Annotated in this window: 14 protein-coding genes; 10 read left to right on the top strand and 4 right to left on the bottom strand. The window is 53.9% G+C overall.

The features are described from left to right. Nucleotides 1-66 precede the first annotated feature (66 nt). Entirely contained in the window at nucleotides 67-405 is a 339-nt protein-coding gene (gene maoP, locus LCS67_RS22280) for a macrodomain Ori organization protein MaoP (protein WP_000840996.1), read from the top strand. Between the two features lie 24 nt (nucleotides 406-429). Here maoP and LCS67_RS22275 read toward each other — a convergent pair whose 3' ends face one another. Beyond that, nucleotides 430-1950, bottom strand: a complete 1521-nt coding sequence (locus LCS67_RS22275; RefSeq protein WP_000050215.1) for a YifB family Mg chelatase-like AAA ATPase — start codon at nucleotides 1948-1950, stop codon at nucleotides 430-432. Between the two features lie 351 nt (nucleotides 1951-2301). Between LCS67_RS22275 and ilvL the strand changes: the two genes are divergently transcribed. The 8 genes from ilvL to LCS67_RS22235 all read left to right on the top strand — a co-directional run bounded on the left by ilvL (nucleotide 2302) and on the right by LCS67_RS22235 (nucleotide 9757). Further along, the gene (gene ilvL / locus LCS67_RS22270; protein WP_001311244.1) at nucleotides 2302-2400 is read left to right on the top strand and encodes an ilv operon leader peptide; all 99 of its coding nucleotides are present in this window, start codon (nucleotides 2302-2304) and stop codon (nucleotides 2398-2400) included. A gap of 86 nt (nucleotides 2401-2486) precedes the next feature. Then, complete coding sequence (ilvX, locus tag LCS67_RS22265) at nucleotides 2487-2537, top strand: peptide IlvX (RefSeq protein ID WP_192930503.1); 51 nt, start codon at nucleotides 2487-2489, stop codon at nucleotides 2535-2537. A 2-nt stretch (nucleotides 2538-2539) separates the two neighbouring features. After that, complete coding sequence (gene ilvG / locus LCS67_RS22260) at nucleotides 2540-4186, top strand: acetolactate synthase 2 catalytic subunit (RefSeq protein WP_001012553.1); 1647 nt, start codon at nucleotides 2540-2542, stop codon at nucleotides 4184-4186. Then, nucleotides 4183-4446, top strand: coding sequence for an acetolactate synthase 2 small subunit (gene ilvM, locus LCS67_RS22255; RefSeq protein WP_000983260.1), 264 nt, complete (start codon nucleotides 4183-4185; stop codon nucleotides 4444-4446). The genes ilvG and ilvM overlap by 4 nt, the downstream gene beginning before the upstream one ends. Before the next feature lie 17 nt (nucleotides 4447-4463). Continuing rightward, on the top strand, nucleotides 4464-5393 hold the full coding sequence (gene ilvE / locus LCS67_RS22250; protein WP_000208532.1) for a branched-chain-amino-acid transaminase: 930 nt from the start codon (nucleotides 4464-4466) through the stop codon (nucleotides 5391-5393). A gap of 159 nt (nucleotides 5394-5552) precedes the next feature. After that, nucleotides 5553-7403: a dihydroxy-acid dehydratase gene (gene ilvD / locus LCS67_RS22245; RefSeq protein WP_031570762.1), complete on the top strand. Its 1851-nt coding sequence runs from the start codon at nucleotides 5553-5555 to the stop codon at nucleotides 7401-7403. 2 nt (nucleotides 7404-7405) lie between these two features. Then, nucleotides 7406-8950 (top strand): threonine ammonia-lyase, biosynthetic, encoded by a 1545-nt coding sequence (gene ilvA, locus LCS67_RS22240; RefSeq protein WP_023212407.1) that lies wholly within the window; start codon nucleotides 7406-7408, stop codon nucleotides 8948-8950. Between the two features lie 105 nt (nucleotides 8951-9055). After that, nucleotides 9056-9757: a DUF2461 domain-containing protein gene (locus tag LCS67_RS22235; protein WP_001609033.1), complete on the top strand. Its 702-nt coding sequence runs from the start codon at nucleotides 9056-9058 to the stop codon at nucleotides 9755-9757. Nucleotides 9758-9767: 10 nt separating this feature from the next. Here LCS67_RS22235 and LCS67_RS22230 read toward each other — a convergent pair whose 3' ends face one another. Genes LCS67_RS22230 through ilvY form a run of 3 tightly spaced genes read right to left on the bottom strand, consistent with a single transcriptional unit; the run spans nucleotide 9768 to nucleotide 11445 of the window. Next, a complete protein-coding gene (locus tag LCS67_RS22230) occupies nucleotides 9768-10142 on the bottom strand; it encodes a hypothetical protein (RefSeq protein ID WP_000937045.1) in 375 nt (124 codons plus the stop codon). A gap of 13 nt (nucleotides 10143-10155) precedes the next feature. Beyond that, nucleotides 10156-10545, bottom strand: coding sequence for a hypothetical protein (locus tag LCS67_RS22225; RefSeq protein ID WP_001259309.1), 390 nt, complete (start codon nucleotides 10543-10545; stop codon nucleotides 10156-10158). 12 nt (nucleotides 10546-10557) lie between these two features. Beyond that, nucleotides 10558-11445, bottom strand: a complete 888-nt coding sequence (ilvY, locus tag LCS67_RS22220) for an HTH-type transcriptional activator IlvY (RefSeq protein WP_001530887.1) — start codon at nucleotides 11443-11445, stop codon at nucleotides 10558-10560. 164 nt (nucleotides 11446-11609) lie between these two features. Between ilvY and ilvC the strand changes: the two genes are divergently transcribed. Continuing rightward, nucleotides 11610-13085, top strand: coding sequence for a ketol-acid reductoisomerase (ilvC, locus tag LCS67_RS22215; protein ID WP_000024943.1), 1476 nt, complete (start codon nucleotides 11610-11612; stop codon nucleotides 13083-13085). Nucleotides 13086-13164 lie beyond the last annotated feature (79 nt).

The following is a 13164-nucleotide window of genomic DNA, read 5'->3' as shown; positions in this document are numbered from 1 at the left end:
CTCTGTCAAGCGTAACTAATACTCCGCGCCATAAATAGCTCAGACAAAGAATTAGGAGCGTGCAGGATGGCGGAAAGCTTTACGACGACTAATCGATATTTTGACAATAAACATTATCCACGTGGATTCTCTCGTCACGGTGATTTCACGATTAAAGAGGCACAACTGCTTGAGCGTCATGGTCATGCCTTTAATGATCTGGATCTTGGCAAGCGTGAGCCTGTGACTGAAGAAGAGAAGCTGTTTGTAGCGGTATGTCGCGGTGAACGCGAGCCGGTAACGGATGCAGAACGCGTCTGGTCCAAGTATATGACGCGTATCAAGCGTCCAAAACGCTTCCACACCTTGTCTGGCGGCAAGCCGCAAGTTGAAGGCGCAGAAGACTACACCGAAGCTGATGATTAATAAAAAGGGCGTAATGCCCTTTTTTTACGCCAGCAGCTTTTGCAAATGAATTAACAACCTGTCTATCGCCCGATAGCTTACCGCCTCCTGCAAATGCTGACGCGAGATCTGGTCAGCCAGTTCTATGTCGGCAATGGTTCTGGCCACTTTTAGTAAACGCTGCCAGGCGCGAATGGATAAACCAAGATGCACCAGCGTGTCTTCAAGCCAGCGGGCGTCATCGTGATGCAAAACACAATATTTTTGGATTTCGCGACCCTCCAGACGCGCATTTAACTTCTTCTGGCGTCGGTACTGCCGTTCATGGGCGGCGATGACCCGCTTTTTTACCGTAGCGCTGCTCTCACCCTTTGAGGCGTGTTGGCTAAGAATCCCGGGCGGAGGAAGCGGTATCTCAAGCGAAAGGTCAAAACGATCAAGAAACGGGCCTGACAACCTATTAAGGTAACGTAGTGTCTGTTCTGGCGTGCAGCGATTATGGTTTCCCTGATAATGTCCGGTCGGGCTGGGATTCATTGCGGCGATTAACTGGAACCTGGCAGGGTACGTTATTTTCGCTCTGGTACGGGATAAATGAATTTGACCGGATTCTATAGGTTCACGTAGCGCATCCAGTGTGCGTCGTTCAAATTCAGGCAATTCATCAAGGAACAAAATTCCGTTGTGCGCCAGCGATATCTCTCCTGGGGCGGGTATTGCGCCGCCGCCGACCATAGCAGTAAGTGAGGCGCTATGATGAGGTGAGCGAAAGGGGCGTTGCTGCCATCGTTTTTGTACCGTATCGGCATTAACCAGACTGAGGATCGCGGCGCTTTCCAACGCCTCTTCATTGCTTAATGGTGGAAGAATCCCGCTCAGTCGACTGGCCAGCATGGTTTTACCCGTACCCGGCGGGCCGATCAATAGCAGATTATGTCCCCCTGCCGCTGTAATCTCCAGGCCGCGTTTACCCTGCTCCTGACCGATCACATCGCGAAGATCGGCAGTTGCGGTAGGCGATGCCATATCCTGAGCTAAAGGTCTTTCCAGGGCGTGTTTCCCTTCCAGAAAGGCGCAGACGGTTTGTAGATGATCGGCGATAAAACAACCTTCTTTGCTGATAAGCCCAACCTCCGCCGCGTTCTCTGTTGCGACGATAATATTTCTGCCGGCCCTGATGGCTTCCGTTGCACTTGATATTGCGCCAGGAACGCCACGTAATGCGCCTGTAAGCGCTAACTCACCCACCAGCTCATATGCCTCAAGATTCGACGCTGTAAGCTGCTCAGACGCGGCCAGAAGCGCAACAGCAATAGGCAGGTCATACCTTCCGCCCTCTTTCGGTAGATCGGCTGGAGCAAGGTTAATGGTTATTTTTTTAGCCGGAAATTCATATCCGCTATTAATGATCGCACTACGTACCCGGTCACGCGCCTCTTTTACCGTGGTTTCCGGTAGGCCAACCATGGTTAATCCCGGTAATCCATTACTGATATGCACCTCTATAGTGATAGGCGGCGCATTGACGCCAAGTGCGGCGCGGGTATGAACAATCGCCAGTGACATAATCCCTCCTGTTACGTGGATTATGCGGAATAAAAGAGAAAATCGAATTACTGATTTTTGGTTTTTTAGCGGCTGATTCCTGAATTTTGGCGTCATTTTCAGGTAAGAAACATCAAACTGGAAGAACGCTCGCAGAAGCGAAAAGAAGGAAAACAGGGTGTAGAGTGCGCCAAAAGGGGGAGGAAAACGTGAAAATTTTTCAGTTGCTAATTTTTCTTATAAAAAACAAAGCACTTTTAGGCATTCACCTGCATTATCTGAAACGTGGTTAAAAAAATATCTTGTGCTATTGGCAAAACCTATGGTAACTCTTTAGGTATTCCTTCGAACAAGATGCAAGAATAGACAAAAATGACAGCCCTTCTACGAGTGATTAGCCTGGTCGTGATTAGCGTGGTGGTTATTATTATCCCACCGTGCGGGGCTGCACTTGGACGAGGAAAGGCTTAGAAATCAAGCCTTAACGAACTAAGACCCCCGCACCGAAAGGTCCGGGGGTTTTTTTTGGCCTGAAAAACTTAAGCGAGGAGCAGAGCGTGAATAACAGCATAAAATTCTGTTTCTCAAGATTTACGACGGGGATGTAACTATGAACGGGGCACAGTGGGTGGTACATGCTTTGCGAGCGCAGGGGGTGAAAACCGTATTTGGTTATCCTGGTGGCGCAATTATGCCGGTTTACGACGCGTTGTATGACGGTGGTGTGGAGCATTTGTTGTGCCGACACGAGCAGGGTGCCGCAATGGCGGCAATCGGTTATGCCCGTTCTACCGGCAAAACCGGTGTTTGTATCGCCACTTCCGGCCCTGGCGCCACTAACCTGATCACTGGCCTGGCGGATGCGTTGTTAGATTCGGTCCCCGTCGTCGCGATCACGGGTCAGGTTTCCGCCCCGTTCATCGGCACCGATGCGTTCCAGGAGGTGGATGTGTTAGGGCTGTCGCTGGCTTGTACCAAACACAGCTTCCTGGTGCAGTCGCTGGCAGAGCTGCCTCGTATCATGGCGGAGGCTTTTGAAGTCGCCAACGCTGGTCGTCCTGGCCCGGTTCTGGTGGATATCCCGAAAGATATCCAGTTAGCCAGCGGAGCGCTGGAGCCCTGGTTCACTACCGTTGCTAACGAAGCGACATTCCCGCAGGCTGATGTGGAACAGGCGCGCCAGATGCTGGAACAGGCGAAAAAACCCATGCTGTACGTCGGCGGTGGAGTTGGTATGGCGCAGGCGGTTCCGGCGCTGCGTAAATTTATCGCGGTAACGCAAATGCCAGTTACCTGCACGCTGAAAGGGCTGGGGGCTGTTGAAGCTGATTATCCGTACTATCTGGGCATGCTGGGAATGCACGGTACTAAAGCGGCTAATTTCGCGGTGCAAGAGTGTGATTTACTGATCGCCGTTGGTGCACGTTTTGATGACCGGGTGACCGGTAAGCTGAATACGTTTGCGCCGAACGCCAGCGTAATCCATATGGATATCGACCCGGCGGAAATGAACAAACTGCGTCAGGCACACGTCGCGTTGCAGGGAGATTTAAATTCGCTGTTGCCGGCATTACAGCAACCGCTGAAGATCGACGCATGGCGTCAGTCCTGTGCAGAGCTGCGCGCAGAACACGCCTGGCGCTATGACCATCCTGGCGAGACTATCTATGCGCCGTTGTTGTTGAAGCAATTGTCGGAACGCAAACCCGCAGACAGCGTGGTGACGACGGATGTGGGGCAGCATCAGATGTGGTCAGCCCAGCATATGACTTACACCCGCCCGGAGAACTTCATCACTTCCAGCGGTCTGGGGACGATGGGATTCGGCTTACCGGCGGCCGTTGGCGCGCAGGTAGCGCGACCGAATGATACCGTTATCTGTATCTCCGGTGACGGCTCCTTCATGATGAATGTTCAGGAGTTGGGCACCGTAAAACGCAAGCAGTTACCGTTGAAGATAGTCTTACTCGACAACCAGCGGTTAGGGATGGTTCGACAATGGCAGCAACTGTTTTTCCAGGAGCGATATAGCGAAACCACCCTGACCGATAACCCCGATTTCCTCATGCTGGCCAGCGCCTTCGGCATTCCAGGCCAGCACATTACTCGTAAAGACCAGGTTGAAGCGGCACTCGACACGATGTTGGCAAGCGAAGGGCCGTACCTGCTTCACGTCTCAATCGACGAACTTGAAAATGTCTGGCCGTTGGTGCCGCCTGGCGCCAGTAACTCTGAAATGCTGGAGAAATTATCATGATGCAACATCAGGTCAATGTATCGGCACGCTTTAATCCAGAAACCTTAGAACGTGTTTTACGCGTGGTGCGCCATCGTGGTTTTCAGGTGTGCTCCATGAATATGGAAGCCGCGACCGATGCGCAGAATATAAATATTGAATTGACCGTTGCCAGTCCCCGGTCGGTCGACTTACTGTTTAGTCAGTTAAGTAAACTGGTAGATGTTGCGCATGTCGCGATCTGCCAGAGCGCTGCCACATCACAACAAATCCGCGCCTGAGCGCAAAAGGAAGAAAAATGACGACGAAAAAAGCTGATTACATTTGGTTCAATGGCGAGATGGTGCGCTGGGAAGACGCGAAGGTTCACGTAATGTCCCACGCGCTGCACTACGGTACGTCGGTATTTGAAGGGATTCGGTGCTACGACTCTCACAAAGGCCCGGTAGTGTTTCGTCATCGTGAACATATGCAGCGTCTGCGCGACTCAGCAAAAATTTATCGTTTTCCGGTTTCCCAGAGTATTGATGAGCTGATGGAAGCCTGCCGCGAAGTGATCCGCAAAAACAACCTGACCAGCGCCTATATCCGTCCGTTGGTATTTGTCGGCGATGTCGGTATGGGCGTTAACCCGCCCCCGGGATACACCACTGACGTCATCATCGCCGCGTTCCCGTGGGGGGCATACCTGGGCGCCGAAGCGCTGGATCAGGGGATCGATGCGATGGTTTCTTCCTGGAATCGCGCTGCGCCGAACACCATTCCAACCGCCGCGAAAGCGGGCGGTAACTATCTTTCCTCACTGCTGGTGGGTAGCGAAGCGCGCCGCCACGGCTATCAGGAAGGCATCGCCCTGGATGTAAACGGCTATATCTCCGAAGGCGCAGGCGAAAACCTGTTTGAGGTAAAAGATGGCGTGCTGTTTACTCCGCCGTTTACCTCTTCCGCGCTGCCAGGCATTACTCGCGACGCGATCATCAAACTGGCGAAAGAGCTGGGTATTGAAGTGCGCGAGCAGGTGCTGTCCCGTGAATCGCTGTATCTGGCCGACGAAGTGTTTATGTCCGGAACCGCGGCAGAAATTACTCCGGTACGCAGCGTTGATGGTATCCAGGTAGGTGAAGGCCGTTGCGGCCCTGTTACCAAGCGTATTCAACAAGCCTTCTTTGGTCTCTTTACTGGAGAAACCGAGGATAAATGGGGCTGGTTGGATCCGGTAAATTCATAATAAATAAAATTAATATTTTCCCAAAATAATTTGCGTCACAGGAAGGCGGTAACGCAGCGAATCCCCAGGACTTACTGTAGTAAGTGACTGGGGTGAGTGAGGCAGCCAACGCACCTGTGGCGTGAAGTATGAAGGGAAAAGATGGGGAGTAAATAAAGCATGCCTAAGTACCGTTCCGCCACCACCACCCATGGTCGTAATATGGCGGGTGCCCGCGCGTTGTGGCGCGCCACCGGAATGACCGACAGTGATTTTGGCAAACCGATTATCGCCGTGGTGAACTCATTCACTCAATTTGTGCCGGGTCACGTTCATCTGCGCGATCTCGGTAAGCTGGTCGCCGAACAGATTGAAGCTTCCGGCGGTGTGGCGAAAGAGTTCAACACTATTGCCGTGGATGACGGGATCGCCATGGGGCACGGGGGTATGCTCTATTCACTGCCGTCGCGCGAGCTGATCGCCGACTCCGTGGAGTACATGGTGAACGCTCACTGCGCTGACGCGATGGTGTGTATCTCTAACTGCGACAAAATCACCCCAGGGATGCTCATGGCCTCGCTGCGCCTGAATATTCCGGTGATCTTTGTTTCCGGCGGACCGATGGAAGCCGGGAAAACCAAACTGTCCGATCAGATCATCAAGCTCGATCTGGTTGATGCCATGATTCAGGGAGCGGACCCGAAAGTCTCTGACGATCAAAGTAACCAGGTGGAGCGCTCCGCCTGTCCAACCTGCGGCTCCTGCTCCGGCATGTTTACCGCTAACTCCATGAATTGCCTGACCGAAGCGCTGGGCCTGTCGCAGCCGGGCAACGGTTCGCTGCTGGCGACCCATGCTGACCGGAAGCAGTTGTTCCTCAATGCCGGTAAGCGGATTGTTGAACTGACTAAACGCTATTACGAGCAGGATGACGAAAGCGCACTGCCACGAAGCATTGCCAACAAGGCGGCGTTTGAGAATGCGATGACGCTGGATATTGCGATGGGCGGTTCGACCAATACCGTTCTGCATCTACTGGCGGCGGCGCAGGAAGCGGAAATCGACTTCACCATGAGTGATATCGACAAGCTGTCCCGCAAGGTGCCGCAGCTGTGTAAAGTGGCGCCAAGTACCCAGAAATACCATATGGAAGACGTTCACCGTGCCGGCGGTGTGCTGGGTATTTTAGGCGAGCTGGATCGCGCCGGGCTGCTGAACCGCAACGTGAAAAACGTATTAGGCCTGACGCTGCCACAAACGCTGGAACAGTACGACATCACGGTTACGCAGGACGAAGCGGTTAAAAAAATGTTCCGTGCTGGCCCTGCCGGTATCCGTACTACCCAGGCATTCTCGCAGGATTGTCGCTGGGATTCGCTGGATGACGACCGCGCAGCGGGTTGCATCCGCTCGCTGGAATATGCCTATAGCAAAGACGGCGGTCTGGCGGTGCTGTATGGCAACTTCGCCGAAAACGGCTGCATCGTTAAAACCGCGGGCGTCGATGACAGCATCCTTAAATTCACCGGCCCGGCGAAAGTTTACGAAAGCCAGGACGACGCGGTAGAGGCGATTCTCGGCGGTAAAGTAGTGGAAGGCGATGTAGTCGTGATCCGCTACGAAGGGCCGAAAGGCGGGCCGGGAATGCAGGAAATGCTCTATCCGACCAGTTTCCTGAAGTCGATGGGGCTGGGCAAAGCCTGCGCGCTCATCACCGATGGGCGATTCTCCGGCGGTACTTCGGGTCTTTCCATCGGCCACGTTTCGCCGGAAGCGGCCAGCGGCGGCACTATTGCGCTGATTGAAGATGGCGACACCATTGCGATTGATATCCCGAACCGCAGCATTCAGTTGCAGTTGAGCGAGGCTGAAATCGCCGCACGCCGCGAGGCGCAGGAAGCTCGCGGCGATAAAGCCTGGACGCCGAAAAATCGTCAGCGTCAGGTTTCGTTTGCCCTGCGTGCCTACGCCAGCCTGGCGACCAGCGCCGATAAAGGCGCGGTGCGCGATAAATCGAAACTGGGAGGTTGATGATGGCGGAATCTCAACCTCTGTCAGTCGCGCCGGAAGGGGCGGAGTATCTGCGCGCGGTGCTACGCGCGCCAGTATACGAAGCGGCGCAGGTGACGCCGCTGCAAAAAATGGAAAAGCTCTCGTCACGTCTGGATAACGTTATTCTCGTCAAACGCGAAGACCGGCAGCCGGTACATAGCTTTAAGCTGCGCGGCGCTTACGCGATGATGGCCGGATTGACCGAAGAACAAAAAGCCCACGGCGTGATTACCGCGTCGGCGGGGAACCATGCACAGGGCGTGGCGTTCTCCTCCGCGCGGCTTGGCGTGAAGTCGCTAATCGTCATGCCAAAAGCAACGGCGGATATTAAAGTCGATGCGGTACGCGGTTTTGGCGGCGAAGTGCTGTTGCACGGCGCTAATTTTGATGAAGCGAAAGCGAAAGCTATTGAACTGGCGCAGCAGCAGGGTTTTACCTGGGTGCCGCCGTTTGATCACCCAATGGTGATCGCCGGGCAGGGCACGCTGGCGCTGGAGCTGCTTCAGCAGGATTCGCATCTCGATCGTGTCTTTGTGCCGGTTGGTGGTGGCGGCCTGGCTGCTGGCGTAGCGGTACTGATCAAACAACTGATGCCGCAAATCAAAGTGATTGCCGTCGAAGCGGAGGATTCCGCCTGCCTGAAAGCGGCGTTGGAAGCCGGTCATCCAGTGGATCTCCCGCGCGTTGGGTTGTTTGCTGAAGGCGTGGCGGTAAAACGCATCGGCGACGAAACCTTCCGCCTGTGCCAGGAATATCTCGACGACATTATTACAGTCGATAGCGACGCGATCTGCGCGGCGATGAAAGATCTGTTTGAAGATGTGCGTGCGGTGGCGGAGCCGTCCGGCGCGCTGGCGCTGGCTGGGATGAAAAAATATATCGCTCAGCACAATATTCGCGGCGAACGCCTGGCGCACGTCCTTTCCGGCGCCAACGTCAACTTCCACGGCTTGCGCTATGTGTCTGAACGCTGCGAGCTGGGGGAACAGCGCGAAGCGTTACTGGCGGTGACCATTCCGGAAGAAAAGGGGAGCTTCCTCAAATTCTGCCAGTTGCTTGGCGGGCGTATGGTCACTGAATTTAACTACCGTTTTGCCGACGCGAAAAATGCCTGTATTTTTGTCGGCGTCCGCGTCAGTCAGGGGCTGGAGGAGCGAAAAGAGATTATCACCCAACTGTGCGACGGCGGTTATAGCGTAGTGGATCTCTCCGACGATGAAATGGCGAAGCTGCATGTGCGCTATATGGTCGGCGGACGCCCCTCCAAGCCATTACAGGAGCGTTTGTTCAGCTTTGAGTTTCCGGAATCGCCCGGTGCCTTGCTGAAGTTCCTGCATACGTTGGGTACCCACTGGAATATTTCGTTATTCCATTACCGCAGCCACGGTACCGATTATGGCCGCGTGCTGGCGGCGTTCGAGTTAGGCGATCATGAGCCGGATTTCGAAACCCGGCTGCATGAGCTGGGCTATGAATGCCATGATGAGAGCAATAACCCGGCGTTCCGGTTCTTTCTGGCGGGGTAGGAATAGTGATGACCGGAAGAAATGTCTCCTTCCGGTCATCTGCATAGACGGCGCGTCAGGGAGTGGGATAATAAACTGACGATCGCTATGAGTAAGGGCAAAAAGATGGCTGGACGCTTTCAGGGATTTGCACAAGAAGGGCTCAATTTTCTTCAGCAGGTTTGTATTGAGAACGACAAAGCCTGGTTCGATGAGCACCGCTTTATCTACGAAAGAAGCCTTCTGACTCCATTCCGCGCGCTGGTGGACGACCTTGCTCCAGCGATGCTGGAAATCGATCCACTGCTGGAAACCCGACCCGCCATCGGTAAAACCCTGTCGCGTATTCACCGCGATACCCGTTTCTCGCACGACAAATCGCTGTACCGCAGCCGGATGTGGCTGACCTTTAAGCGTTCAGCTAAAAACTGGATCGATGCGCCAGCCTACTTTTTTGAAATCAGCCCCGATACTCTACGCTATGGGTTGGGTTACTACAGCGCCAGCAAATCTACGATGGATCTGTTTCGCCATACGTTGAGGAAGCGGCCTGATGCGTTTTTACAGGTTGCCGAATGCTGCAGCCCGCCGTTTGAGCTGGTGGGGGAAAGCTATAAGCGGCTGCTGGCCAAAGATCTCGACCCGGCGATACCCGACTGGTATCAGCGTAAAACGTTTGCCGTGATGGTGACGGATAATGACGTAGAAAAACTCTTCCATGCCGATCTGGTCACACGGCTGGCCGAGAGTTTCCAACAGTTGGAGCCGCTGTACCAGTGGCTGATGACGGTGGAAACCATGAAGCAGGTGAACCCGGCGGATTTATAAAAGATTGCCGTTATGTATTAACATTTTTCGGGATAAAGTGTATTTCCAGGAATCGCCCTTTACCTACCTGGTGAGGCCCTTCCATTATAACAAATAACTGATTTTCCCTGATCTGGAGATAATGCTCATCATTGAATGTGAAAGCCAGGCTAACAATGAAAGGGAAATCAAAAAGTTCAATTTCTCCTTCGACAAAGGTGATGCCCCAATATTCATCCGTGAGGGACGGTATGACAATGTCGGGTCGATACCCTTTTATCGGTAAGAGTTTTCGCTTCGTAGAATCAAATTCTACTTCTGCACGGACATAGTTGCCTGAATTTCCGCCCATAGCAGCATGGGGCTCCTTAAGGATACGCGCAGTCTTACTGTTTTTTGGGAGCATAAGCCGACTCTTGTTATTTCATCACTGTCTCTCGAACGTATTTATCTAATTTGTCCGATTCATAAAATGCCATACACCGCTCCAGCACGTTATTAGCGTCTTTAGCGCTATCGGGGTGGAGCGCCATCGTTAAGCGGTCAAAGCCTTCTGTTTCTTTGGCGACGAATTTAAGGAATGGTTTCCATTTCCCGGCATTATCTAACGCGTAGGTTTTAACTAAAAACGACATATCATGGCCTGGAGCATAAAAAGCATCCGGCGGAATGCGTTTATGATAGTTATCAACAAGGCACTGCTTTAACGCCAGATGCTTTACATCCTGTACGGTAATGCCCGTCGGTTTAGCCTGTACGCTGAAGCATATCGCTACCAGTGCAGATAACAGCATTATTTTTGTGCGCATTTTATTACCTTATCAACCCTGAACAATTTTCCAGAACGCATCAATTAGCGGCTCATGCAGCCGCTTTTTTTGCGCACAGACGCCAAGCTCAAACGGCGTTTTTTCGTCGCTGCGCTCTAAAATCATCACCCGATTGCGCACTGGTTCCGGGCTGTTTTCCAGCACCACTTCCGGCAGCAGCGCCACGCCGCAGCCCAGCGCCACCATTGAGACCATCGCTTCGTGACCGCCGACGGTGGCGTAAATCTGCGGATTGCTGATTTTATGGCGGCGAAACCACAGCTCAATGCGGCGGCGTACCGGCCCCTGATCGGCCATGATAAACGGCACCGTCGACCAGTCGGGCTTATCGACCGACACCTGATTGCGCACTGGGCAGGGCAGCGCCGGGGCGATCAGCACCACCGCCAGATTTTCCAGCATCGAAAACGCCACCGCGCCGGGTAGCGTTTCCGGCTTACCAGCAATCGCCAGATCGGCTTCGCCGGTGACCACTTTGTCCATGGCATCGGCGGCGTCGCCGGTGGTGAGCTTAATTTCCACCGAGGGATGTTCGGCGCGAAAACGGTCGAGGATCGGCGGCAGATGACTGTATGCCGCGGTCACCGAGCAGAAAATATGCAGTTCGCCGGAAAGGGATGGCCCCTGCTGATCGAGGGTATGGCGCAACTGCTGATATTGCAAAAGTGTCTGTTGGGCAAACACTCGCAGCTCTTCACCCGCTTCGGTCAGCGTGACCGTGCGGTTATCACGCACAAACAGCGGCTGGCCGAGATCTTCTTCCAGCCGCTGGATCTGCCGGGAGAGCGTGGAGGGGCTGACGTGCATCGCCCGCGCGCTGCGGCCAAAGTGGCGGCTTTCCGCCAGATGCAGGAAGGTTTTTAGATCGCGTAAATCCACAGACAGACCTCCGGTTTTTGACGTTGCATAAACCGCAACATAACGTTGTGAATATATCAATTTCCGCAATAAATTTCCTGTTGTAATGTGGGTTCATTCGCACAGATAGCAATCTGTAAACCGAACAATAAGCGCGACAACACAACATCACGGAGTACACCATCATGGCTAACTACTTTAATACACTGAATCTGCGCCAGCAGCTGGCGCAGCTGGGTAAATGTCGCTTTATGGGCCGCGACGAATTCGCCGATGGCGCGAGCTACCTGCAGGGTAAAAAAGTGGTCATCGTCGGCTGTGGCGCTCAGGGGCTGAACCAGGGCCTGAACATGCGTGACTCCGGTCTGGATATTTCCTACGCCCTGCGTAAAGAAGCCATTGCTGAGAAGCGTGCTTCCTGGCGTAAAGCGACCGAAAACGGCTTCAAAGTGGGTACCTACGAAGAGCTGATCCCGCAGGCTGACCTGGTGGTTAACCTGACGCCAGACAAACAGCACTCCGACGTGGTGCGCTCCGTACAGCCGCTGATGAAAGACGGCGCGGCGCTGGGCTATTCACACGGCTTCAACATCGTGGAAGTGGGCGAGCAGATCCGTAAAGACATCACCGTGGTGATGGTGGCGCCGAAGTGTCCGGGCACCGAAGTGCGCGAAGAGTACAAACGTGGTTTCGGCGTGCCGACGCTGATCGCCGTTCACCCGGAAAACGACCCGAAAGGCGAAGGCATGGCGATTGCGAAAGCCTGGGCTGCGGCCACCGGCGGTCACCGTGCGGGCGTACTGGAATCTTCTTTCGTTGCGGAAGTGAAATCTGACCTGATGGGCGAGCAGACTATTCTGTGCGGTATGTTGCAGGCCGGTTCTCTGCTGTGCTTCGACAAGCTGGTGGCAGAAGGCACCGACCCGGCATACGCCGAAAAACTGATTCAGTTCGGCTGGGAAACCATCACCGAAGCGCTGAAGCAGGGCGGCATCACTCTGATGATGGACCGTCTGTCTAACCCGGCGAAACTGCGTGCTTACGCGCTGTCCGAGCAATTGAAAGAGATCATGGCACCGCTGTTCCAGAAACACATGGATGACATCATCTCCGGCGAATTCTCTTCCGGCATGATGGCTGACTGGGCTAACGACGATAAGAAACTGCTGACCTGGCGTGAAGAGACCGGCAAAACCGCGTTCGAAACCGCACCGCAGTTTGAAGGTAAAATCGGCGAGCAGGAGTACTTCGATAAAGGCGTGCTGATGATTGCGATGGTGAAAGCGGGCGTTGAGCTGGCGTTCGAAACCATGGTCGATTCCGGCATCATCGAAGAGTCCGCTTACTACGAATCACTGCACGAACTGCCGCTGATCGCCAACACCATCGCCCGTAAGCGTCTGTACGAAATGAACGTGGTTATCTCCGATACCGCAGAATACGGTAACTACCTGTTCTCTTACGCTTGCGTACCGCTGCTGAAACCGTTTATGGCGGAATTGCAACCGGGCGATCTGGGTAGTGCTATCCCGGAAGGCGCGGTAGACAACGCACAGCTTCGCGACGTGAACGATGCGATTCGTAGTCATGCGATTGAGCAGGTAGGTAAGAAACTGCGCGGCTATATGACGGATATGAAGCGTATTGCGGTAGCGGGTTGATATACCTTGTCGGGTGGCGCTAGCGCTTACCCGACCTACAAAATCAAGCAGACGATGTAGGCCGGGTAAGGCGTAGCCG

Source organism: Salmonella sp. A7 (genome assembly GCF_020181675.1).
Taxonomy (GTDB): Bacteria; Pseudomonadota; Gammaproteobacteria; order Enterobacterales; family Enterobacteriaceae; genus Salmonella; species Salmonella enterica.
Note: the sequence above shows the minus strand (reverse complement) of the source record. Positions and strands in the feature narration are given on the sequence as shown.

Bases quoted from the DNA above. Each gene is read 5' to 3' on its own strand.
- ilvA (WP_023212407.1), top strand. From the start codon at position 7,406: ATGGCGGAATCTCAACCTCTGTCAGTCGCGCCGGAAGGGGCGGAGTAT.
- ilvD (WP_031570762.1), top strand. From the start codon at position 5,553: ATGCCTAAGTACCGTTCCGCCACCACCACCCATGGTCGTAATATGGCG.
- ilvG (WP_001012553.1), top strand. From the start codon at position 2,540: ATGAACGGGGCACAGTGGGTGGTACATGCTTTGCGAGCGCAGGGGGTG.
- LCS67_RS22235 (WP_001609033.1), top strand. From the start codon at position 9,056: ATGGCTGGACGCTTTCAGGGATTTGCACAAGAAGGGCTCAATTTTCTT.
- ilvC (WP_000024943.1), top strand. From the start codon at position 11,610: ATGGCTAACTACTTTAATACACTGAATCTGCGCCAGCAGCTGGCGCAG.
- ilvE (WP_000208532.1), top strand. From the start codon at position 4,464: ATGACGACGAAAAAAGCTGATTACATTTGGTTCAATGGCGAGATGGTG.
- LCS67_RS22225 (WP_001259309.1), bottom strand. From the start codon at position 10,545: ATGCGCACAAAAATAATGCTGTTATCTGCACTGGTAGCGATATGCTTC.
- ilvL (WP_001311244.1), top strand. From the start codon at position 2,302: ATGACAGCCCTTCTACGAGTGATTAGCCTGGTCGTGATTAGCGTGGTG.
- maoP (WP_000840996.1), top strand. From the start codon at position 67: ATGGCGGAAAGCTTTACGACGACTAATCGATATTTTGACAATAAACAT.
- LCS67_RS22275 (WP_000050215.1), bottom strand. From the start codon at position 1,950: ATGTCACTGGCGATTGTTCATACCCGCGCCGCACTTGGCGTCAATGCG.
- LCS67_RS22230 (WP_000937045.1), bottom strand. From the start codon at position 10,142: ATGCTCCCAAAAAACAGTAAGACTGCGCGTATCCTTAAGGAGCCCCAT.
- ilvM (WP_000983260.1), top strand. From the start codon at position 4,183: ATGATGCAACATCAGGTCAATGTATCGGCACGCTTTAATCCAGAAACC.